This window comes from Rodentibacter ratti (assembly GCF_002000485.1).
GTDB lineage: Bacteria > Pseudomonadota > Gammaproteobacteria > Enterobacterales > Pasteurellaceae > Rodentibacter > Rodentibacter ratti.
This window is the reverse complement of record NZ_MLAJ01000005.1, coordinates 146,468-169,392: the sequence shown is the minus strand read 5'-3', so window position 1 is coordinate 169,392 and position 22,925 is coordinate 146,468. Positions and strand designations below refer to the sequence as shown.

The window sequence follows — 22,925 nt, the reverse complement described above, 5'->3', positions numbered from 1 at the left end:
CCCTAAAAGTGCGGTTAAAAATTCGGTTAAACGGTTGCATAACACCAATTTAAAAAAATAAGGTAGCGTTTAAAGGTTTATAATATGCGAGTTTCAATAATTTTACCTCTAAGTTTCCCCTCATCTTTTGGGCAACAACCAAACTTCCGTTTATACTCTCGGCTAAACTGACTCGCACTTTCGTATCCCACCTGAAATGCCGCTTCACTGGCTAGGCGATTTTCCTGCACAATCAATCGCTTGGCCTCCATTAAACGCAAAGATTTTTGATATTGAAGTGGCGACATGGTTGTTATTTTTTTGAAATGGCTGTGAAAGCCGGAAACCGACATGCCACATAATGTTGCAAGCGTCTCAATCGTAACGATTTCTTGCAAATGTTGGCGTAAATACTCCGTTGCTCTCGCAATTTTATGGGTATTTGAATCAACACTTGCCATTTGTTTGAGCTTTTGATCTTGTTCACCCGTTAACAAACGATAGTAAATTTCTTGTTGAATTAAAGGTGCAAGAAAATCAATATCTCTTGGATTTTCATGCAAGAGCAAAAGCCGTTCAAAAGCCTGCCCTAAATTTTGATCAAGTTTCCATTTTCCAAAGCCGTCCTTGCTTTCATTTTTTGAGATAGGCAGCGCAGTTTGCTCCCAAAGAATTTTTTGAACCATTGGAATATCTATTTTCAGTGACATCACTAAAAACGGCTCATTTACCGTTGCCTGTTTAATTTCACCACACATGGGTACATTTACGGGGCAAAACATATAGTGTTGGCTATTAAATTGGTAACATTGATCGCCAAGTTGAACCTCTCTTTCACCCGTTAATACAATGCAAATACTGGGTTCTTGGATAATCCCCTCATAAGAAAAAGGTCGATCAGAATGACGAATAATCAAGCCTTTAATTGGAGAAATATAACTATCATTATGAGGAATAACATTTAAAACACGTTGAATAAATGAGCGTGAAAACATAAGAATTTGTAGAAATAGGCAAGTGTTTTGCAGAAATATTATACCACTTCAAATTTAAACTCAATAAAATAACCCTATCTTAAGTAACTTAACAAAGAGGAAAAACGATGAAAATCTTTTATAAAACTTCAGCAACTGCAACGGGTGGACGTGATGGGCATACTCAAGTCGATGACCATTCAATCGGGTTTGATTTGGTTGGATTTCAAAACGAAAACGGTAAGCAAGGCACGAACCCAGAACAACTTTTTGCAATGGGCTATGCGGCGTGCTTTGATAGTGCAATGAATCACGTTGCGCCAACGTTAGGCTTAAAACCAACTAAATCTTCGACCAATGTTACCGTGGGAATTGGTCAGAAGGTAGATGGTGCATTTGGCTTAGATTTAGACATTACCATTACCGTTGCAGGGTTAAATGAGGAGGAGGCTCGTACGTTAATCCAACGAGCCCATGAGGTTTGCCCTTATTCTAATGCGATTCGTGGTAATGTTGAGGTTCGCTTGCATGTAAATTTAATTCAAACTTTTGATTTATAAAGTTGTGATAGTGGGCTTTGATGCCCACTATTTGTTACCCATCACTTTACTTATTTTCATCTCCTGTTTGATACAAGCGATTTTTGTATAGATAACTTCCCAACAAAGCATAGGCTAGTGCTTCTTTTTTCATTTCTTCCGATACACTTTTGGCAGTCAATGTGTCTGTGGCTTTATCATAATAATAACCTTGTGCGGTTTTGTTTGGCATTTGAATCACCACATCACGATTTCCTTTCATTAAAGCTTGAGTTTGATCAAATTGCATAATGGCACGATCAGGATTGACATTTTGCGTTAAATCATAACCTATCATCGGATAATTACCGCTCACACCTGCTAAAGATAATAATGTTGTCGGCATATCAATTTGGCTAACTAAACGATTATCACGGCGTGGTTCAATTCCCTCACCTAAAATCAATGCGGGAATATGGAAGTTTTTAATTGGTACTAATGAGGCACCGGCGGCTCTTGAATCATGATCGGCAATTACTAAGAAAATCGTATCTTTCCAATAATTGGATTTTTTCGCTAAATTGAAAAAATGTCCAACGGCATAATCCGCATATTTTGCGCTATTATTTCGTGTCGCCTTTGGTTGCTCATATAATTCAATTTTTCCATCGGGAAATTCAAAAGGATCGTGATTACTAGAACTAAATACCAGACTGAAAAAAGGTTTTCCCTCATTTTGCAGTTTTGTAAACGTTTCATCCGCTTTATCAAACAAATCTTCATCACTCACACCCCAAGTGGCGGTGAATTTCGGATTTTGATAGTCTTGCTGATCAATAATCGTTTTAAATCCATTGCCATAGAAAAAACTTGCCATGTTATCAAAGTGCTTTTCACCGCCATAAATAAATGAGGTTTCATAGCCTTGTTTAGCTAAAAAATCGGCAATGGTGAAAAAATTACTTTGTGCATTATTGAGTTTGACCACTGCACGTGCCGGCGTTGGCGTAAAGCCCGTAGTTACCGCTTCAATACCTCGCACAGAACGGGTTCCCGTAGCATAGATATTTTCAAATAACCAGCCTTCTTTAGCCAATCTATCAATATTTGGTGAAAGAGGTTTACCGCCTAGGGTACCGATAAACTGTGCACCAAGGCTTTCTTGTAATATGATGACAATATTTTTAGGTTTACCTTGATAGGTTGCGATATTTTTAGTTAATGTCGGGAATTTTTCAGAAATATAATCACTCACTGCTCTACCACGAGCAGTTTTCACCATGTGTAACATTTCATCTGTATCCATTTTACCGTATATTTCAGAGGATTTTTCTTCATCCTTGAATTGCTGTGCGGCATAAACTACTGAATAACCGGAATTTAATACTAAAGAATTCACTAATGCATCGGAAGAAAATGCCACCATAGCAGGGTTAATCCCTCGGTGCTGAAGGCTTGAACGTGCGCCGATAAAACTCACCGCTATCACCAACAGTGCCACAATCGGGCGGAATTTCCAGCTCATCGGGCGTAAATTTTTCACCACCCAACCGGATATTTTCCAATAAATCAGTGTAGCTAAGGCAGTAAAAACGAGGCTAAAAATGACCGCACTTAGATGCCCTTCCATCAGCATTGAAAAAACTTCTTTAGGGTAAATTAAGTACTCAATAAACAGGCGGTTTGGTCGATAATCGTAGGTTTCAATAAATGCCGGCGTCGCAATTTCCATAAAAATAATGAAAACACTACTAAATGTCAGCCAAATTCGCAGGATCTTTTTCCATAAATCACTGGTGTGGAAAAACACCGTGAATAATGCCGGTACGCCAAATAAGTAGCATAATGCCACAATGTCAATACGTAATCCCTGTAAGAATAATTCTCCCCATCCATTTACAGCGGAAACACGTTCCATTTGCCATAAAGATAAACCCAAACGGGACAAAGAAAAAATAATGAGGTTGATAAATACAAAAACGACGATTGGAAATAAGGGAAAACGTGTTTTTTTCATAAAAAAATATTCTTATTGTTAGGGATATTATGCTCAGTAAAGATTCCTTAATCTTTGCTCAGCTGCTTGCTTGATTTCATTCGGCATACCGTTTGAAACCAAAATCTCACGATAAATTAATGCCGCAAGAGGTTTATTCATTGAAGTACCAATACCTTTTTCGTAGTAAATACCCAAACGTAATTTGGCATCAGGATTCTCTAAATCCGAAGCTTTTTTAACCCATTCAAAGGATTTTGCTCCGTCTTTTTGCTTAAGATAAATTTCAGCCAACATCATCATGGCATCCAAATCTTTGGCTTTTGCCGTAGTTTCAAATAATTTTATGGCTTGTGGAATATCCTTTTTCACATAATCACCACTGTAATACATCATCGCCAAATTATTAATGGCTCGGATACTTCCCATCTCTGCGGCTTCACTAAACCACCAATAAGCTTTTTCTTTATCTTTCTCCACGCCACGACCAAGATTATAAAGCATCCCTAAATTGCCCTGCGCTTGGACATTTCCTTCTAGTGCGAGAGGACGCATAATTTCAAATACAGCCCGCCAATCTTGTTTATTGGCAAAATCCTGTGCGATATTCATACGTTGTTGATCCGTTAATTTGTCTTTCATTTTCGCTTCTTCGGCATAGCTCGAAAAAGTGCTTGAAAGCCCCAAAAGTGCGGTAAAAATAACGAGTGATTTTTTCATTAAATTATCCTGTTAATGTGCCGAGTAAAAGAAATACAAAGAAAATAGCCGTTATTACGAATTCCGTTAGACCGATTTGTTTAACAGAAAGTTTCTTATGCGGTAAATAAATTGCACGGAGCCAACCGATAAAAAATGCTGATGCAAGATAAAATTGCCCCGTTCCGACAAAATATGCGACGAGGAAAGAGTGAAAAAGAATAGATGCGCGTAAATATTTCCGATTTTTCCGTTCACGCATCATTGATTTCACATAAATTGTTGTACCGATGAAAAACAATGAAGGATAAATGGCAACCCAGCAAATTTTCATATCAAAAGTACGCTCAGGAAAATAATATGCGCCCATTCCGGCAAGAGCAAAAATGGCAATTCCGGCAAGATCATTCAATAAATTACGTTCATCTTTTTGCTTAATGTAATAGATATTCACTAAAACAAAAGGCAACATTGCCACGATAAAACAAAGAATTTGCCAGTTATAAAACAATGCAGGAAGGGAGAAAATGAGTGTTGCCAGCCCATAAATGAGAGTCCATTTTCGATATTGCTCGACATTTTTACCTTTGAACAAATTTAAAAAAGGATAAGACATCAAATAAAGCGAGAACCATGCAATCAATAAAAAGGCATGCGCCCACACAGGACTGCTAAGCAACATTCCGTAAAAGAAAGGTAGTAATGCCATGACAACGGCACCATGTTGATTAGAAATTAACAGCTTCATATTAACCTAAAGTGAGAATAATTCTCGAACATTCTACTCCTGTAAACTCGAATTTACAAAGCGTCAGCCACCCTTTAGAATACAATTGGTTTATTTTTAAAGGAAAATATTATGACGATCAAACGAATTCATTCCAGCGAGCGTTTTTGCGAAGTTTCTATTTATAATGGTATTGCCTATTTCGCCGGACAAGTGCCGGAAGCAACCCTGGAAAAAAACGCTTACGAACAAACGAAAGAAGTGCTTTCCCTTATTGATAAATTGCTTGCAGAAATAGGATCTCACAAGGGCAATATTCTCAATGCGCAAATCTTTCTTGCCGATATGCAAGATTATGCACAATTAAACCAAGCCTGGGATGAATGGGTCGATCGTTCAAATCCACCAAGCCGGGCAACTGTTGAAGCAAAATTGGCCGTACCGGAATGGAAAGTGGAAATTGTGATTACAGCGGCAATTTAAATATTAAATTTGTGATCCATAGCAAAGAAATTTTTTTTCATTTTTATTACAATTAAAACATCTTCATAAACAAGTATAGGGAGTAAACTATGCAAGCGTGGACAACTGAAATGTGGCAAGCTGCCGGTATCGGTTTGGTAGTGGGCGTTATCCTCGGCTATTTAATTTTACGTTTAACCAAAGGATCGGTGAAACAACAAGTTCAAACGGAAACTGAGCTAAAAGCGGTGAAAGCCCGACTTGAAACTCAAAACGAACAGCTCGAAAAACATTTCGCAGAGAGTGCGGAATTGTTTAAAACCCTCATCAGCGATTACCAAAAACTCTATCGCCATTATGCTAACTCTTCTAATACTTTATTAGGGGAAAATCCGAAAGGTTTATTCACTCAACAATTAATCACTGCCACGGATAAACCACAAAGTGAACCTCCACTTGATTATTCTGAAGGCTCGTCAGGGCTACTTAAAACAGAAAAAGAAAATCATTAAACAATCCTAAATGCGGTCAGAAAAAACAATTTCAATTCTGACCGCACTTTTTTTAATTTTTTTCTCAACTCCCTTGTTTTTCTTGAACATTTCACTTATTCCTTTGTCTGATGAAACACCATTTAGGTATGAACCTTTCTCTTTCACAAGAAAGATAGTTTTACTTGGAGATTCTATGAAAAAAAGACATTTTATATTAAGTAGTATTGCATTAGGTTTAGGCGTTTTAGGCACATCTATGAGTGCGCAGGCGGACTTGCCAAGTATTGTTATCCAACAAAATAGCCTTGCCCCAATGCTTGAAAAAGTGCAGCCTGCAGTGGTCACAATTTCAGTGGAAGGCAAAGCAAAAAATAGCGGTCGTTCTTTCCTACCCGATGATATTCCTGAAGAATTTAAATTTTTCTTTGGAGATCAGTTTGCCGAACAATTTGGCAACCGTGGGAATGGTCGCAACTTTCGCGGCTTAGGATCCGGTGTAGTGATTGATGCGGATAAAGGTTATGTATTAACTAATAACCATGTGATTAATGATGCCGATAAAATCAACGTAACCTTACAAGACGGGCGTGAATTTAAGGCAAAATTAGTCGGGAAAGATGAACAGTCGGATATTGCGTTAATTCAAATTGAAAAACCATCAAATTTAACCGCACTTAAATTTGCTGACTCCGACAAATTGCGTGTAGGTGATTTCACTGTTGCTATCGGTAACCCATTTGGGTTGGGACAAACCGTCACTTCCGGTATTGTTTCCGCTCTCGGGCGCTCAACAGGCTCTGACAGTGGCGCTTATGAAAACTACATCCAAACTGATGCGGCAGTGAATCGTGGGAATTCCGGTGGTGCGTTGGTGAACTTGAACGGAGAGTTAATCGGAATCAATACGGCAATTATTTCTCCAAGCGGTGGGAATGCCGGGATTGCCTTCGCCATTCCAAGTAACCAAGCCAATAATATCGTTCAACAAATTTTAGAATTTGGTGAAGTACGCCGTGGATTATTAGGGATCAAAGGTGGTGAATTAAATGCTGATTTAGCCAAAGCATTTAATGTAAATGCACAACAGGGAGCCTTTGTGAGCGAAGTATTGCCTAATTCAGCCGCAGAAAAAGCGGGAATCAAAGCTGGTGATGTGATTACTGCAATGAATGGTCAAAAAATCTCAAGCTTTGCGGAAATGCGCGCTAAAATAGCCACTTCCGGAGCGGGTAAAGAAATTGAGCTCACTTATTTGCGTGATGGCAAATCACAGGATGTGAAAGTGAAATTGCAAGCGGATGACGGTAAAGGTCAAAGCGCAAGCAGCATTGAATTGCGAGCCTTAGACGGTGCGGAATTAAACAACTATAATGCGAAAGGGATAAAAGGGATTGAAATCAGTAAAGTTCAACCTAACTCCCTTGCCGCTCAACGTGGTTTGAAAGCCGGTGATATTATTATTGGTGTCAACCGTCAAGCCGTAGAATCAACCCAAGATTTACGTAAGATTTTGGAAGGAAAACCTTCCGCTGTGGCACTAAATATCTTGCGCGGGGAAAATAATTTCTATTTATTGGTACAATAGATTTAAAAGTGCAGTCTGTTTGAACGCAATTTTACTAAAACGGTGTTTTATCAAAGATAAGCACCGTTTTTTCATGGGAAAAACTAGGGAAAAATCCTCTCTTATGCTATAATTCCTACAATTTTTTGATCAAAAAAGGAATACTCATGACGGATTCAATCCAATCCTCAATTACCCCTGTCAATATTGAAGAAGAACTCAAATCCTCCTACCTTGACTATGCGATGTCCGTGATTGTCGGACGTGCCCTACCTGATGTACGTGACGGTTTAAAACCCGTACACCGCCGTGTGTTGTTTTCGATGGATCGTGAAGGCAATACGGCAAATAAAAAATATGTCAAATCTGCACGTGTGGTCGGGGATGTAATCGGTAAATATCACCCTCATGGTGATTCAGCTGTCTATGACACCATCGTCCGTATGGCGCAGCCGTTCTCTCTTCGTTATATGTTGGTGGACGGGCAAGGTAACTTTGGTTCGATTGATGGCGATGCACCGGCGGCAATGCGTTATACCGAAGTACGTATGCAAAAAATCACCCAAGCGTTGCTCACGGATTTAGATAAAGAAACCGTCAATTTCTCGCCAAACTATGATGGCGAATTAATGATTCCTGATGTATTGCCTACCCGTATTCCGGCACTGCTTGCCAACGGCTCATCCGGTATTGCGGTAGGGATGGCAACCAATATTCCACCACATAACCTCAATGAAGTATTAAATGGTTGCTTAGCCTATATTGATAATAACGAAATTACCATTGATGAATTAATGCAGCATATTCCAGGGCCAGACTTCCCTACTGCCGCATTGATCAATGGTCGTAAAGGTATTGAAGAAGCCTATCGTACCGGTCGTGGTAAAGTGTATGTTCGTGCACGTGCAACCGTTGAAACCAACGATAAAGGTCGTGAACAAATTATCGTGTCGGAATTGCCTTACCAAGTCAATAAGGCAAAATTAGTGGAGAAAATTGCTGAACTTATTCGCGAGAAAAAAATTGAAGGGATCAGCAATATTACCGACCTTTCAAACAAAGAAGGGATCCGCATTGAGATCGATATTAAACGTGATGCGGTAGGTGAAGTAGTATTAAATCATCTTTATTCGCTTACCCAAATGCAAGTAACCTTCGGGATCAATATGGTGGCGTTGGATCACGGTCAGCCACGCTTATTTAATCTAAAAGAAATCATTGAAGCCTTTGTGTTACACCGCCGTGAGGTTGTGACTCGTCGCTCGATCTTTGAACTTCGTAAAGCCCGTGAGCGTACCCATATTTTAGAAGGTTTAGCGGTCGCGCGTTCTAATATTGATGAAATGATCGCCATCATTCGCAATTCTAAAAACCGAGACGAAGCCGCTAGCACCATTAGTTCACGCCCTTGGACATTACACTCGGATATTATCAATTTACTTGATATCACCGCCCGTCCGGATGATCTTGAGGAAGGGTTGGGTATTCAAGGCGAACAATATTATTTATCGCCGGCACAGGTCAATGCGATTTTAGAACTTCGCTTACACCGTTTAACCGGCATCGCTTTTGAAGAAGTGGTGAAAGAATACCAAGAATTATTGGTGAAAATTGCCGATCTTCTCCATATTTTAGGAAGCCCTGAACGTTTAATGGAAGTAATTCGTGAAGAATTGGAAGAAGTGAAATCACAATTTGGTGATGAACGTTTAACAGAAATTACCACGGCGTCAGGAGATATTGATTTAGAAGATCTTATCGCCCAAGAAGATGTGGTTGTGACGCTTTCCCATGAAGGTTATGTGAAATATCAACCGCTAACCGACTATGAAGCACAACGCCGTGGTGGGAAAGGAAAATCAGCCACGAAGATGAAAGAAGAAGATTTCATCGAGAAACTCTTGGTTGCCAATACCCACGACACCATTCTCTGCTTCTCAAGCCGTGGGCGTTTGTATTGGTTGAAAGTGTATCAACTTCCACAAGCCAGCCGCGGCGCACGTGGCCGTCCAATCGTAAACATTCTGCCATTACAAGAAAATGAACGTATCACCGCTATCTTACCGGTTTCCGCTTATGAAGAAGATAAATTTGTGGTGATGGCAACGGCAGGCGGTATCGTGAAGAAAATTGCCCTCACCGAATTTAGCCGTCCACGTTCCAGCGGTATCATCGCGTTGAATTTGCGTGATGAAGATGAGCTTATCGGTGTGGATATTACTGACGGTAGCAATGAAATTATGTTGTTCTCCTCTCAAGGTCGTGTTGTGCGTTTCGCTGAAACCGCCGTACGAGCAATGGGACGTTTAGCCACCGGGGTTCGAGGTATAAAACTCGCCTTAACCAACGATATGTCTGAAGATGAAAGTGCGGTCGAAATTGAAGAAATTTCTGATGAAAATGCAGAAGATTCCTTAGATCTCAATATCGACAAAGTGGTCTCCTTAGTTATTCCAAAAGGCGAAGGCGCAATCTTGACCGCAACCCAAAACGGTTACGGTAAACGCACACAATTAAGCGAATATCCAACCAAATCCCGCAATACCAAAGGGGTGATTTCCATTAAGGTGAGTGAGCGTAATGGTAAAGTTGTAGCAGCGACCCAAGTGGAAGAAACCGATCAAATTATGCTGATCACCGATGCCGGTACGTTGGTTCGCACCCGTGTGAGTGAAGTGAGTATTGTCGGTCGTAACACACAAGGCGTTCGTTTAATCCGCACTGCAGAAAATGAAAATGTTGTCAGTCTTGAACGTGTCTGTGATGTCGATGAAGAAGAAATGTCGGAAGATGTCGGTTCTGAAGAATAATTTCTAATATAAAAAGTGCGGTTAAAATTAACCGCACTTTTTTAATGTTTTCCTTAACGATTCACGCCCCAATGACGGGTGTCTTTATCAAATTTCATCCCGGAATGAGATCCTTCCGAACCATTAAAATACACGTCTTTATTGGCACAAGCAGAAATAAGCAATGCTCCCACAACAACGAATAATAATTTCTTCATGACATCTACCTTTGTTTACTATGATTAAATCGCCTCAAATTATAACATAACCCAACGACTTTCAAGCAATAATAATGATTTCCCCTCGAGTACTTTTATTTACATCAAAAATGATAAGCCCCTTGATAAAGTCTATTATCCCTTTTACAATGCCCACCCTTATGTAGTTCGCAAACCTCCTACACAAAAAAACTAGGTACAATCATGAATATTTCAAACCCAAACCGCAATCGAAAAGCGATTGTGATCTTTTCAGGCGGACAAGATTCCACCACCTGTTTATTCCAAGCCATCGCCGATTACGGCAAAGAAAATGTCGAAGCGATCACCTTTCAATACGGTCAGCGTCACGCTATTGAACTAGAAAAAGCACAGTGGATCGCCCAAGATCTTGGCATCAAACAAACTTTAATCGATACCTCCGTCATCAAAGCCATTACCCACAACGCATTAATGGATGAGCAGGCGAAAATCGAACAAAAAAATAACGAAATCCCCAATACCTTTGTCGATGGCCGAAATGCACTATTTTTACTTTATGCAGCGATTTATGCGAAAGGACAAGGTATTCAAGATATCATCACAGGCGTATGCGAAACGGACTTTAGCGGCTATCCGGATTGCCGTGATGTGTTCATCAAGTCGATGAATGTCACCCTCAACCTTGCCATGGATTATCCCTTCACGATTAAAACGCCCCTAATGTATCTCACCAAAACCCAAACCTGGCAGCTCGCCGATGAATTAGGCGTATTAGATTATGTACGCCACCACACCCACACCTGCTATGAAGGCGTAGAAGGCGGCTGCGGGCAATGTCCAAGTTGTCGATTACGCAATCAAGGCTTATCGGAATATCTCGCACAAAAAGGCGGTAACAATGTTTAAAATTTCCAAAGAGTTTAGTTTTGATATGGCGCATTTGTTGGACGGTCACGATGGAAAATGTCAGAACCTGCACGGTCACACTTATAAATTACAGGTAGAAATTATGGGCGATTTGTCTCCACTTGGTGCAAAAAAATCCATGGTGATTGATTTTTCCGATCTCAAAACTATTGTAAAAAAAGCTATTTTAGAACCGATGGATCACGCCTTTATTTATGATGAAACCAACGAGCGTGAAAACAAAATCGCCAAACTATTACAATCACTTGATTCCAAAACTTTTGGCGTACCTTTCCGCACCACTGCAGAAGAACTCGCACGTTTTATTTTCAATCGCTTGAAATACGATGAAAAACTGGCTGTTTCTACGATTCGCTTATGGGAAACGCCAACTTCTTTTTGTGAATACTCGGAGTAAAGTGCGGTGAAAAATCAAAGAGTTTTAGAACCGCATTTTAATATCGTGGAAATTTTTGAAAGCCTGCAAGGGGAAGGCTTCAATACGGGTATGCCGAGTATTTTCGTGCGTTTTGGCAAATGCAATCTCACCTGCCCTTGGTGCGATACCGCCTATAACCAATTTGAACGCCAATCCGCTTCGCAAATTCTGGCAAAAGTGCGGTCATTTTCCGCAAAGAATATTATCATCACCGGTGGCGAACCCACTATCGTGCCGCATATTGAATACTTACTCGAACAATTCAAACAGGCAGGCTATTTTCTTGCCATTGAAACGAACGGATTAAAACCCGTTCCCCCGCAAATTGATTACATCGCCACTAGCCCCAAAGGACTTTATGCACACAAATACGAAAAACAATGTATTGCCTCTGCCAATGAGGTGCGTATTGTGGTGGATGAAAATATCCTGCCTTTTTGTGAGCTGATCGAACAGAAAATTCAGGCCGAGCATTACTATCTTTCCCCTTGTGAAAGAGAAGGGAAAATGAATTTACTGGAAACCATCACCCAGTTAGGCAAACTCAATCAACGCTCTCATACCCACAAATGGAAGCCCAAATGGCAACTGAGTTTACAAACCCATAAATTAGTGGGAATTGAATAAAGCAGTAAATGGCTAACAAAGCAAGCGCAATATGCTCAATCAATGTTTTGGGCTAGCCATTTTTTATTAAATTTCGTACTATACGCTATCTTTTTCTCATTTCTCTTTGACAATGAATAATCTTGAACTTGAACAACTTCTTAACCAAACCCTCAATTCAAACCAAATTTCCGACTATGCGCCAAACGGTTTACAAGTCGAAGGCAAAGCAAATATCAAGAAAATCATTACCGGCGTCACTGCCAGCCAAGCGTTAATTGATTATGCGGTCAGCCAGCAAGCAGACGCCCTACTCGTCCATCACGGCTATTTTTGGAAAAATGAAACGCCTTGTATTCGGGGAATGAAAGGCAAACGGATAAAAACCCTGTTAATCAATGACATTAATTTATATGGCTATCACCTGCCTTTAGATGTGCATCCCGAATTAGGTAACAATGCACAACTTGCCAAACTTTTAGGTATTGAAAACTTACGCCCTCTCGAAAATAACACTCCAAGCATTCCTGTTTGGGGCGAATTAAATCAACCGGTAACGGCGGAGGAATTTGCTTTACGCATTGAACAAGTCCTTCACCGTAAACCGTTAATTTGCACGGAAAACGGACCGCACTTGATCCGTAAAATCGGCATTTGCACCGGAGGGGGGCAAAGCTATATCGACTTAGCCGCCGCACAAGGTTGTGATGCCTTTATTACAGGCGAAGTGTCAGAACAAACCATTCATTCCGCCCGTGAACAAGGCATCCATTTTTTTGCCGCCGGTCATCACGCTACCGAACGTTACGGCATTAAAGCCTTAGGCGAATGGCTAGCTAAAGAATATGGTTTTGATGTGGAATTTAAGGATATTGATAATCCGGCGTAATATACTGGTTCAACCAAAAAGCCGTTTCATTGCTCAAAATTGGCAAAACAGGTATAATCCACACAATTTTTCATTCAACCAATAGGAAAAAATATGGGTTTCTTAACAGGTAAACGAATTTTAGTCACAGGTCTTGCAAGCAATCGTTCTATTGCTTACGGGATTGCAAAATCAATGAAAGAACAAGGCGCAGAGCTTGCGTTCACTTATTTAAACGAAAAATTACAACCGCGTGTAGAAGAATTTGCTAAAGAATTTGGTTCTGACATCGTGCTTCCTTTAGATGTGGCGACCGATGAAAGTATTCAAAACTGCTTTGCAGAATTAAGCAAACATTGGGATAAATTTGACGGTTTCGTACACGCTATTGCCTTTGCACCGGGCGATCAATTAGACGGTGATTATGTGAATGCCGCTACCCGTGAGGGCTATCGTATTGCGCACGATATCAGTGCGTACAGCTTTGTGGCAATGGCACAAGCCGCACGTCCTTATTTAAATCCAAATGCGGCATTACTGACCCTTTCTTACTTAGGGGCAGAACGTGCTATCCCGAACTATAATGTGATGTGTTTGGCTAAAGCCTCATTAGAAGCGGCCACTCGTGTAATGGCGGCTGATTTAGGTAAAGAAGGTATTCGTGTCAATGCCATTTCTGCAGGTCCGATCCGCACATTAGCGGCATCAGGCATTAAAAACTTCAAGAAAATGCTTTCAGCCTTTGAGAAAACCGCCGCATTACGCCGTACTGTTACCATCGAAGATGTCGGTAATTCCGCTGCGTTTTTATGTTCTGATCTCGCTTCAGGGATTACCGGTGAAATCGTTCATGTGGATGCCGGCTTCAGCATCACCGCAATGGGCGAATTGGGTGAAGAATAATTTTTCTTATGATTTATTTCCAGGCAGACTTTTTGGTCTGCCTTTTCTCTTTTTTAAGATATAACTATGTTCCAAGATAATCCACTACTCGCACAACTCAAACAACAAATTCACGAAAGCAAAGAACGTGTAGAAGGTGTAGTAAAAAGTACCGATAAAGCCTATGGTTTTTTAGAATGTGATAAAAAAACTTATTTTATTGCTCCACCTGCCATGAAAAAAGTGATGCACGGCGATAAAATTACCGCCACCATTGAAAAACAAGGCGATAAAGAACAAGCGGAGCCGGAATCCTTAATTGAGCCGATGTTGACTCGCTTTATTGCCAAAGTGCGGTTCAATAAAGACAAGAAATTACAAGTATTGGTGGATCATCCAAGCATTAATCAACCTATTGGTGCACAACAAGCCAAATCGGTAAAAGAAGAATTGCAAGAAGGGGATTGGGTAGTGGCCAATTTGAAAACTCACCCATTACGAGATGATCGCTTTTTCTACGCCACCATTAACCAATTTATTTGCCGTGCTGAAGATGAATTCGCCCCTTGGTGGGTCACCCTCGCTCGCCACGAACAATCCCGTTATCCGGTGCAAGGGGCAGATCACTATGAAATGCTTGATCAACAAACTCGTGAAGATCTGACCGCACTTCATTTTGTGACCATTGACAGCGAAAGCACACAAGATATGGACGATGCGCTCTATATCGAACCTGTGGCGCAAAATGGGGAGCAGACCGGTTGGAAATTAGTAGTAGCGATTGCCGATCCTACCGCCTACATCGCTCTTGATTCACAAATTGAAAAAGATGCGAAACAACGTTGTTTCACCAACTACCTCCCCGGTTTTAATATCCCAATGTTGCCACGGGAACTTTCCGATGAACTCTGCTCTTTAATGGAAAATGAAACCCGCCCTGCCCTAGTTTGCTATATTGAAACGGATTTACAGGGCAATATCACCGCCAAACCGCATTTTGTTTCGGCTTATGTTCAATCTAAAGCCAAACTTGCCTATAACAAAGTGTCTGATTATTTGGAACAAGCACCCGATGCGTGGCAACCGGAAACCGCTGAAATCAACGAGCAAATTCAGCGTTTACACCAATTCACCCTCGCCCGTATCAACTGGCGTAAAACCCATTCATTGTTATTCAAAGAAAAACCGGACTATTCTTTTATACTGGCTGAAAATGGCAAAGTGCAAGAGATCAAAGCGGAACACCGCCGCATTGCTAATCAAATTGTGGAAGAATCTATGATTATTGCCAACATTTGTGCGGCAAAATTCTTAAACGAGCAAGCTCACACCGGGATTTTCAACACCCATAGCGGTTTTGATAAAAAATTCGTGGAAAACGCTCACCAATTCTTAATGGCAAATTTAGCCAATGAAGAAAACCAAGCAGAACTGAATGAGCGTTATTCGGTGGAAAATTTATCCACCCTAAGCGGTTATTGCCAAATGCGTCACGATATTGAACCCATTGAAGGGGATTATTTAGAGTTACGCTTACGCCGCTATTTAACCTTCGCTGAATTTAAAGCGGAACTCGCCCCGCACTTTGGTTTAGGCTTGGAAGGCTATGCCACTTGGACATCACCAATTCGTAAATACTCCGATATGGTAAACCACCGCTTAATCAAAGCCGTGCTCACCCAACAACTTTGTGAAAAACCACAAGATGAGGTATTGGCACGACTACAAGAAGCTCGCCGCCAAAATCGCCTTGTAGAGCGTGATATTGCCGATTGGTTATATTGCCGCTATCTTGCCGACAAAGTGGATGAAAATGCCGAGTTTGATGCGGAAGTGCAAGATGTTATGAGAGGCGGATTACGGGTACAATTATTAGAAAATGGCGCATCCATGTTTGTTCCTGTCTCAGCCCTGCACAACAATAAAGAGGAAATCCAAGTGAATTACGATGAACTCGCCCTTTATATTAAAGGTGAACGCACCTACAAAATCGGGGATATTGTAAGAGTGAAACTCACGGAAGTGAAAGAAAGTACAAGAAGTATTGTGGGTTCTGTGGTGATGTAATATAAGTTCCAGCATAAAAAATGGCGTTTTTAAACGCCATTTTTGTTTGGAAAACTAACCTCACTTTTCTCTCAATCACAATGCAATCTCATCCAAAGATCGCCCGAAACTTGGCATAAATACTTGTAAGAAATAATCCATTTCTTGGCTGTGCCATTGCTGCATTAGGGTTTCTAATCTTGTTTTGGCGGTTTTAAATTCTTGATTGCCGTTATCCAGTTCAAACTGGGCTTTGACATAGGCGCAGATGAGGTCGGCTTGTTTGACGAGGTGTTTTTCCTCTTCAGAAAAGGTTTCGCTATCTAAATAGGGGGCAAAATCCTCTTGTAATTCTTGCGGTAAAAGGCTGATTAAATGAAGCTCTGCCGCACTCTCAATTTGTTTATAGGCTTGGGTAATTTCAGGGTTGAAATATTTGATAGGGGTAGGTAAATCACCGGTAAAAATTTCGGATGTATCGTGATACATCGCCATCACCGCAATACGTTCCGGGTTCACTTTTCCGCCAAAAAATTTATTTTTAATAATCGCCAAGGCTTGCGCCACAAAGGCGACTTGCAGGCTATGTTCCGCAAGATTTTCTTTTTCAATATTACGCATCAACGACCAACGTTGAATCAAACGCAAGCGATCCAAACAAGCAAAAAAATGGCTGGTTTTAATTTCCATACAACCTCTAGTTAGACGGTAATTCTTCCACCATCACAGACAAATCAAACACTCGTCCTAAACGCATCACAGTCACCGTCACTTTTGTATTCGGCTTAGTATTAGAGATAATTTGCATCATTTCACGGGTTGAAATTCCCTCTTGATTATTAAGCTTTAAAATGACATCACCCACTTGAATACCGGCTTTTGATGCAGGGCTATTAGGCGTAACGCCTGTAATCAAAATTCCCGGTTCCGAACTGGAATTAAGTTCACTTTGTACACCAAAATAGCCTCGAATTACCCGACCATCACGAATAATTTTATTCAATACATCATTTGCGATATCCATTGGAATAGCAAAATTCAAGCCTTCGGCAATTTCAGTTGAAGTCTTACCAATACTCAATGTACTAATACCAACTAATTCACCGGCGGAATTAATCAATGCCCCACCTGAATTACCACGATTAATTGAAGCATCCGTTTGAATAAAATTCTGTCTGCCAAGGGAATCCCCCACTGCACTTCGACCTACGGCACTAATAATCCCCTGAGAGACACTTTGCCCAAGATTATAAGGATTACCAATCGCCAAAGCGACATCTCCAACATGAACTTGACGCTCTGCGTTTTGTGGAATAGTCGTCAGATTATCCGCTCGGATTTTTAGCACGGCAAGATCCGTCAAATTATCAGATCCAATGAGGTTTGCTTCATAAATATTGCCATTTTGGAGCGCTACAACGATTTGATCCGCATTTTGAATCACATGTTTATTGGTGAGAATGTAACCGTCTTTACTCATGATCACCCCAGACCCCAAATTATTCACTTGCAGTTGATCATTATCGTTAATACTGGCGGAGGAAAAAGATCGGTTATAAACATTGACGACAGCTGGCGATGCGATACGTACCGCATTTTTAAAAGAAACAATGTCATCAGAAGTAAAAATGTTGTTGCTATTTATTCTTGGCACCGCAAAGAGAATTATTCCGGCAGCGGCTAATCCCCAAAGGGCGGAATAAAAAAGTTTTCTAAGCATTTAAGATCCTTTTGGTGTGTAAAGTAATTTTATGTCATCACCAATTTGTTGAATTTCGTCAAGTTGCCACAAAGGAGCATCGGATAATTGTGTTAAAGGCAAGCTGCATAGACCACGGGCTTTTTCGCCTAATAATTTCGGAGCAATATAAAGGATCAACTCGTCCACCAATTTTTGTTCAATCAAGCTACCGGCTAAATTTTTGCCTGCCTCAATCCAAAGGCTATTAATTTGACGTTTGCCTAATTCAACCATTAATTCGGATAAGAGATTCTCTTTAGGTAAAATAATTTGTTCACAAAAATCGGGAAAATTCGCAAGATCGCGCGCTTCACTTGAAACCAACCACACCGGGGCATCTGTTTCAAACAATTTATGGCTTGGCTGAATACGATGTTGCGAATCTAAAATAACCCGTACAGGCTGACGAACCTTTTCTTTCACATATTCTTTTTTAAGATCATTGGGAAAATCTTCCCAACGCACATTTAAACTAGGATTATCGGCTAAAACAGTAGCAGATGTGGATAAAAGTGCGGATGATTTTGCCCGCATTTTTTGCACGTCTGCACGTGAGGCTACCCCGGTAATCCACTTACTTTCTCCGCTTGCCATGGCAGTTCTACCATCAAGGCTCATAGCTAATTTAAGTTGTATAAGAGGGGTGCCCTTCCGCATACGTTTTAAAAAACCTTTGTTGAGTTTTTCTGTAGAATCACTCAATAAATTGACCGCACTTTCAATGCCCGCTTCAGCGATCATTTTCAAGCCCTTACCCGCCACCTGTGGATTCGGATCTTGCATTGCAGCGATAACTTTCCCGACACCGGCTTCAATTAAACCTAATGCACAAGGCGGTGTGCGACCATAATGGGAGCAAGGTTCCAAAGTCACATAAGCGGTGGCTCCTTTTGCATTTTCACCAGCTTGTGCAAGAGCAACTCGTTCCGCATGAGGCTGCCCCGCTTTAAAATGAAAGCCTTCTCCCACTATCTCACCATTCTTAACCAAAACACAGCCCACAGCGGGATTCGGCGTAGTGGTATAAACGCCTTTTGCCGCTAAATCCAAAGCGCGTTGCATAAATTGGTAGTCTTGAGCGGTAAATTGATCCGACATAATTAATCCTTCAGGCTTTCAATTTCTTTGGTAAATTGGTTGATATTATCAAAACTCAAATATACCGAAGCGAAGCGAATATAGGCGACTTTATCTATTTCTTTTAATTCATTCATTGCCAATTTACCGACTAATTGGCTCGCCACTTCACGCTCACCGGTAGCGCGTAATTGCAAAATAATATGACTAATCGCTTTTTCCACATCATCCGAACTTACCGGACGTTTTTCCAAAGCATGCTGAATACCGCTACGAAGCTTATCTTCATTAAAAGGCTCTCTTGAGCCATCACTTTTAATAATTTTAGGTATAACCAATTCGGCAGTTTCAAACGTAGTAAAACGCTCGTGACAATGACCGCACTCACGACGGCGGCGAACTTGATAACCATCCGAGACTAATCGGCTATCAATGACCTTTGTTTCTTCAGTGGAACAAAATGGGCAGTGCATAGGGGTATCCTCCTAAAAATGGGTATCTATCTTAGCAAAAAAAGTCTATTTTGACGATTCACTTCATGCCTTTATTCAAGGATTTTGCATCATTTTTTTGCAAATAATACGCCAAACCAATCCGTCGTTTGTTTTAGTAATGCCAGCAAATTTTCCCGATTTTCAAATTCCGTAGTTTGCGCCAACAAACGCGCCCAATAAGGATCTGCTTTTTTGGTATAGTTATTCCGTTTTTCATCTTCCGCCAATTTTTGTAATTTCACCAAAACGCCCTCAAAATCAACCGCACTTTCATCTTTTATAATGAAATCCGATATTTTCCCTATAGTGGGTATTGGCTGAATTTCCAGCTGACTTTGTAAATAAGCCTGCACATAGATTTGCAACTGTACCAATGCGATTTCAGGTGATACCGGTGGAAATTCAATGGTTTGATCTTTGGTAATTAATTTTGGCGGTATCGCTGTTTCTTGTGTCACACATTGGATCAAATAATAAAGCCAAGGGCGAATACGATAGCGATCTTTGTAGCCGGCAAAATGCCATTCAATCACCTGTTGTGTATCATTGAAAAGATTATCCATATAACCAAACAAGCGAATAGTCTGTTCTTTTTCTTGCCAAATCACATTCAGTGTAAAATCAACCGAACGATGAGCCGACTCGCCGAGATCAACAATTTTTTCCTTAAATTCCAGCACTATATTACGGGTATTTTCCGCCGCCACTCGCCCAAATTGAGCACGAGGTAGCACACCTTTTACTGCGGATTTTGCGAAATATTCATCAAATTGTTGTTCATCGGCATACACCAAATCATTATTGAGCCTATAGTTATCCAATCCGTCCAAAGTGAAATTCTCGCTATCGGCAATGCGATCATCTTCATCACGGAAATACACGCCAAGTTGTTTTTCAAAGAAAAATTTTACAGGGTTTTCCACAAATCCAACGAAACGATCCAGTTCAATTTCCGTTATCTTTTCTTGATGTTCCATTAAAGAGGCGAACTCTTTTGGCTCAGCCTTCCCACCATTTTTTGCCATAGGTAACCATTTCGTGGCAAAAGAGCGGTTGAAATTATCCTCATTTTTGAAATTGCTCGGGCTGAATGCCGTCATTGCATGCTGCAGCACTTGGAGTTTTCGATCATCCTCTTTCTCTTGATTGATATAATCAATCAGTTGGCTCACCAACACGGAAGGTTCTCTCTCTTGATTATCAATAATAGAACGCCCGATATAGCTGATATAACAATAATCCCGTGCGGCAAGCAGAGCTTCAAGGAATAAATAACGATCATCATCACGGCGCACACGATCGCCTTTTTGATGATGATATTGCATTAAATCAAAACTGTTTGGCGTTTGGCTGCGCGGATAGTCTGCCTCATTCATTCCCAATAAACAAACTACTTTAAAAGGCACTGCCCGCATAGGTAGTAAGGTACAAAAATTCACTTTACCGGCTAAAAATTTCAAACTATTCGGAGATTCTTCCAATTTGTCAGTCATTACATCGGCTATCACGTCCACTTGCAGAGGCAAATCAAAATGAAGTGAAGAAAGCTGCTGCGCTATCTCGTTAATTTTCTCTTGAATGTAAAAGAGGGTGTCATGGGTTTCTTCGTTTTGTGCAAAGAAATCTGCCAAAAGTGCGGTCAATATTTCATGCCATTTTTCTATGGGATGGGCTTGTTGGAGCGTTTCATGCCAATGAGAAAGCACGGTGAAAAAACGTGATAAATTCCCTGCCAGTAAACCTTTTAAACCATAACTACTATCAAACCCTAGACTCTCTTGCCAAATTCCATGTTCTTCACGCATCGCATAGCCTAATACCATCCGCTCTAAACCTGCCTGCCATGAGTTGAAATTAATGCCTTCCCGGTTTTTCTGCAAACCAAAACGAATGCCCGCATCCGCCACCCACTCTCGCACTAAAGGAAGCTCAGAAAGGGAAATCTCAAAACGCTCACGCAATGCCGGAATATCTAATAAAGTGAGTATTTCTTCTGCACTAAAGGGACTTTCTTTTAAACGCAACAAGGTTAAATAGCAAGAAACCAGCACGTCGCTTTCTGATAATTTATTATCAGAAATAGAGAAAGGAATTAGTGGTGCTTCACCATTTCTCTGACCGAAAACCGCTTGAATATAAGGGCTATATTGGTTAATGTCCGCCACCATCACGACCACGTCTTTCGGTGTGAGTGTCGGATCTTGGTTGAATAAATGCAACAAATAATCTTGCAACACTTCCACTTCCCGCATCGCACTATGGCAAGCATGCACAGTCAAAGAGCGGTCATTTTTTTCAATATTTAAGGGCTGATTTTCTAAATGCAAAATATGAGATTGTAATTGCCCAAGCAAGGTAGAGGCTGAAATCTCTTCATAAGCATTCACCGAATAAGTGGGAATCCGCTCTTCATCCCGAATCAATGTGTAAAGGAAATCACGTCCCATTTTTCCCCAAGCTGCCAATAACGGGTTACCCACTTGCAAATGTTCATTATGATAAGTGATTTCAACTAATCCTTGCATTAAAGCGACATATTGCTCTTCTGAAAAGAGCGGTTGAATTTCAGCCTGTTTTTGATGGTTTCGACGTGTACGGTTAGTAAGATAATCCACCTTCAAATCACGAATATCCCCCCAATATTCTTGGCTGGGATTGTTAAAAAATAGGTGAATATCAATCTCCGATGACATGGCTTGCAAAATAGACAGATAAGCAGTCGGCAATGCCGGAATACCAAAAATAAAAAGTCGATTGGGTAATTTTTTCGGTTGGTTTTTATTATTTAATAAGGCAAGAAACTGCTCGTGTAAGGCGGCACGGTGAGTGGCATTTTCTCCCACATCGGCTTTAATCTCCGCAACCAAAGCTCGCCATAATTCCCCTTGCCACGCCACATTGCCGAGAATTTGTTGTAGCAAGGTTTCATTTAAATGAGCCTGTTGTGCCTTAATTTGTGTGGTAATAATCTCATCTTCCCCTTTTTCCCAAGCAAAAATCCATTCAGGGCGATAAACCAAATATTGGTCAAATAAATCCGCAATCTTGCGGCTTAATTGATAGCGTTTATATTGTTCAGAATGAGGCGAGGAAGCCAAATAATGACGTAAAGGGGAAAAAACTTCCCGTTCTAAAAAATCGGGCATCAATTTCATTAAACGCCACATCATGGAATCCTTATCAAAAGGATTTTGTAGGGAAACCGCCGGTAAATTCTCCGCATAAAGTTGCCAAATAAAGGTTGCCGGCATAGGAAAAGCTAAATGGGCGGAAATGCCATTTTTCTTTGCTAATTCCATCTGTAACCATTGTGCCATACCGGGACTTTGTACCAAGATAATATCTTGTTGAAAGGGATCTTCTCGTGGCAGCGTTTTGAACAATTCAGCAAGAATATCTTTTTGTTTTTCAAGTTGATTGGAATAGTAAACGATAAACACAATGGCAACCTATCAAAATAAGCA

At 40.7% G+C, this 22,925-nt stretch carries 21 protein-coding genes and 1 riboswitch; of the genes, 11 read left to right on the top strand and 10 right to left on the bottom strand.

Translation table 11 applies throughout. The features are described 5' to 3' along the window. Positions 1–77 precede the first annotated feature (77 nt). On the bottom strand, positions 78–974 hold the full coding sequence (locus tag BKG94_RS05805; RefSeq protein ID WP_077435139.1) for an AraC family transcriptional regulator: 897 nt from the start codon (positions 972–974) through the stop codon (positions 78–80). Positions 975–1,081: 107 nt separating this feature from the next. Between BKG94_RS05805 and BKG94_RS05800 the strand changes: the two genes are divergently transcribed. After that, positions 1,082–1,513, top strand: coding sequence for an organic hydroperoxide resistance protein (locus BKG94_RS05800; RefSeq protein WP_077435137.1), 432 nt, complete (start codon positions 1,082–1,084; stop codon positions 1,511–1,513). Between the two features lie 46 nt (positions 1,514–1,559). Here BKG94_RS05800 and BKG94_RS05795 read toward each other — a convergent pair whose 3' ends face one another. From BKG94_RS05795 to BKG94_RS05785, 3 genes are read right to left on the bottom strand one after another with little or no spacing between them, the layout of a single operon-like run. Continuing rightward, entirely contained in the window at positions 1,560–3,488 is a 1,929-nt protein-coding gene (locus BKG94_RS05795) for an LTA synthase family protein (RefSeq protein ID WP_077435135.1), read from the bottom strand. A 33-nt stretch (positions 3,489–3,521) separates the two neighbouring features. Beyond that, entirely contained in the window at positions 3,522–4,187 is a 666-nt protein-coding gene (locus tag BKG94_RS05790) for a tetratricopeptide repeat protein (protein ID WP_077435133.1), read from the bottom strand. A 4-nt stretch (positions 4,188–4,191) separates the two neighbouring features. Next, positions 4,192–4,914 carry a YwiC-like family protein gene (locus BKG94_RS05785; protein ID WP_077435131.1) on the bottom strand — a complete coding sequence of 241 codons (723 nt, stop codon included), beginning with the start codon at positions 4,912–4,914 and terminating at the stop codon, positions 4,192–4,194. A gap of 111 nt (positions 4,915–5,025) precedes the next feature. On the opposite strand from BKG94_RS05785, the gene BKG94_RS05780 reads away from it, so the two are divergent. The 4 genes from BKG94_RS05780 to gyrA all read left to right on the top strand — a co-directional run bounded on the left by BKG94_RS05780 (position 5,026) and on the right by gyrA (position 10,223). Then, complete coding sequence (locus BKG94_RS05780; RefSeq protein WP_077435130.1) at positions 5,026–5,376, top strand: RidA family protein; 351 nt, start codon at positions 5,026–5,028, stop codon at positions 5,374–5,376. Between the two features lie 89 nt (positions 5,377–5,465). Continuing rightward, positions 5,466–5,867, top strand: a complete 402-nt coding sequence (locus tag BKG94_RS05775; protein WP_077435128.1) for a Z-ring associated ZapG family protein — start codon at positions 5,466–5,468, stop codon at positions 5,865–5,867. 175 nt (positions 5,868–6,042) lie between these two features. After that, positions 6,043–7,434, top strand: coding sequence for a DegQ family serine endoprotease (locus BKG94_RS05770; protein WP_077435126.1), 1,392 nt, complete (start codon positions 6,043–6,045; stop codon positions 7,432–7,434). Positions 7,435–7,580: 146 nt separating this feature from the next. Continuing rightward, on the top strand, positions 7,581–10,223 hold the full coding sequence (gene gyrA, locus BKG94_RS05765) for a DNA topoisomerase (ATP-hydrolyzing) subunit A (protein WP_077435124.1): 2,643 nt from the start codon (positions 7,581–7,583) through the stop codon (positions 10,221–10,223). 53 nt (positions 10,224–10,276) lie between these two features. Here gyrA and BKG94_RS10000 read toward each other — a convergent pair whose 3' ends face one another. Further along, positions 10,277–10,420 (bottom strand): hypothetical protein, encoded by a 144-nt coding sequence (locus BKG94_RS10000; RefSeq protein WP_164703637.1) that lies wholly within the window; start codon positions 10,418–10,420, stop codon positions 10,277–10,279. Between the two features lie 157 nt (positions 10,421–10,577). After that, positions 10,578–10,622: riboswitch (PreQ1 riboswitch) on the top strand. A gap of 2 nt (positions 10,623–10,624) precedes the next feature. On the opposite strand from BKG94_RS10000, the gene queC reads away from it, so the two are divergent. The 6 genes from queC to rnb all read left to right on the top strand — a co-directional run bounded on the left by queC (position 10,625) and on the right by rnb (position 16,170). After that, positions 10,625–11,308: a 7-cyano-7-deazaguanine synthase QueC gene (queC, locus tag BKG94_RS05760; RefSeq protein WP_077435122.1), complete on the top strand. Its 684-nt coding sequence runs from the start codon at positions 10,625–10,627 to the stop codon at positions 11,306–11,308. Then, the gene (queD, locus tag BKG94_RS05755) at positions 11,301–11,726 is read left to right on the top strand and encodes a 6-carboxytetrahydropterin synthase QueD (RefSeq protein ID WP_077435120.1); all 426 of its coding nucleotides are present in this window, start codon (positions 11,301–11,303) and stop codon (positions 11,724–11,726) included. The genes queC and queD overlap by 8 nt, the downstream gene beginning before the upstream one ends. A gap of 6 nt (positions 11,727–11,732) precedes the next feature. Continuing rightward, positions 11,733–12,374 (top strand): 7-carboxy-7-deazaguanine synthase QueE, encoded by a 642-nt coding sequence (locus tag BKG94_RS05750; protein ID WP_077435118.1) that lies wholly within the window; start codon positions 11,733–11,735, stop codon positions 12,372–12,374. Between the two features lie 112 nt (positions 12,375–12,486). Further along, positions 12,487–13,242 (top strand): Nif3-like dinuclear metal center hexameric protein, encoded by a 756-nt coding sequence (locus tag BKG94_RS05745; protein ID WP_077435116.1) that lies wholly within the window; start codon positions 12,487–12,489, stop codon positions 13,240–13,242. A 93-nt stretch (positions 13,243–13,335) separates the two neighbouring features. Continuing rightward, a complete protein-coding gene (locus BKG94_RS05740; RefSeq protein WP_077435114.1) occupies positions 13,336–14,124 on the top strand; it encodes an enoyl-ACP reductase FabI in 789 nt (262 codons plus the stop codon). Between the two features lie 66 nt (positions 14,125–14,190). Beyond that, positions 14,191–16,170 carry an exoribonuclease II gene (gene rnb / locus BKG94_RS05735; protein ID WP_077435112.1) on the top strand — a complete coding sequence of 660 codons (1,980 nt, stop codon included), beginning with the start codon at positions 14,191–14,193 and terminating at the stop codon, positions 16,168–16,170. A gap of 75 nt (positions 16,171–16,245) precedes the next feature. Here the strand turns inward: rnb and yfbR are convergent, their stop codons facing one another. From yfbR to recC, 5 genes are all read right to left on the bottom strand, one after another. Then, on the bottom strand, positions 16,246–16,839 hold the full coding sequence (yfbR, locus tag BKG94_RS05730; RefSeq protein WP_077435110.1) for a 5'-deoxynucleotidase: 594 nt from the start codon (positions 16,837–16,839) through the stop codon (positions 16,246–16,248). Positions 16,840–16,846: 7 nt separating this feature from the next. Continuing rightward, positions 16,847–17,869: an outer membrane-stress sensor serine endopeptidase DegS gene (gene degS, locus BKG94_RS05725; protein WP_077435108.1), complete on the bottom strand. Its 1,023-nt coding sequence runs from the start codon at positions 17,867–17,869 to the stop codon at positions 16,847–16,849. Further along, a complete protein-coding gene (gene ribD / locus BKG94_RS05720; protein ID WP_077435106.1) occupies positions 17,870–18,988 on the bottom strand; it encodes a bifunctional diaminohydroxyphosphoribosylaminopyrimidine deaminase/5-amino-6-(5-phosphoribosylamino)uracil reductase RibD in 1,119 nt (372 codons plus the stop codon). Positions 18,989–18,990: 2 nt separating this feature from the next. Beyond that, the gene (gene nrdR, locus BKG94_RS05715) at positions 18,991–19,440 is read right to left on the bottom strand and encodes a transcriptional regulator NrdR (RefSeq protein WP_077435104.1); all 450 of its coding nucleotides are present in this window, start codon (positions 19,438–19,440) and stop codon (positions 18,991–18,993) included. 89 nt (positions 19,441–19,529) lie between these two features. After that, positions 19,530–22,901 (bottom strand): exodeoxyribonuclease V subunit gamma, encoded by a 3,372-nt coding sequence (recC, locus tag BKG94_RS05710; RefSeq protein ID WP_077435102.1) that lies wholly within the window; start codon positions 22,899–22,901, stop codon positions 19,530–19,532. Between the last annotated feature and the right edge of the window lie 24 nt (positions 22,902–22,925).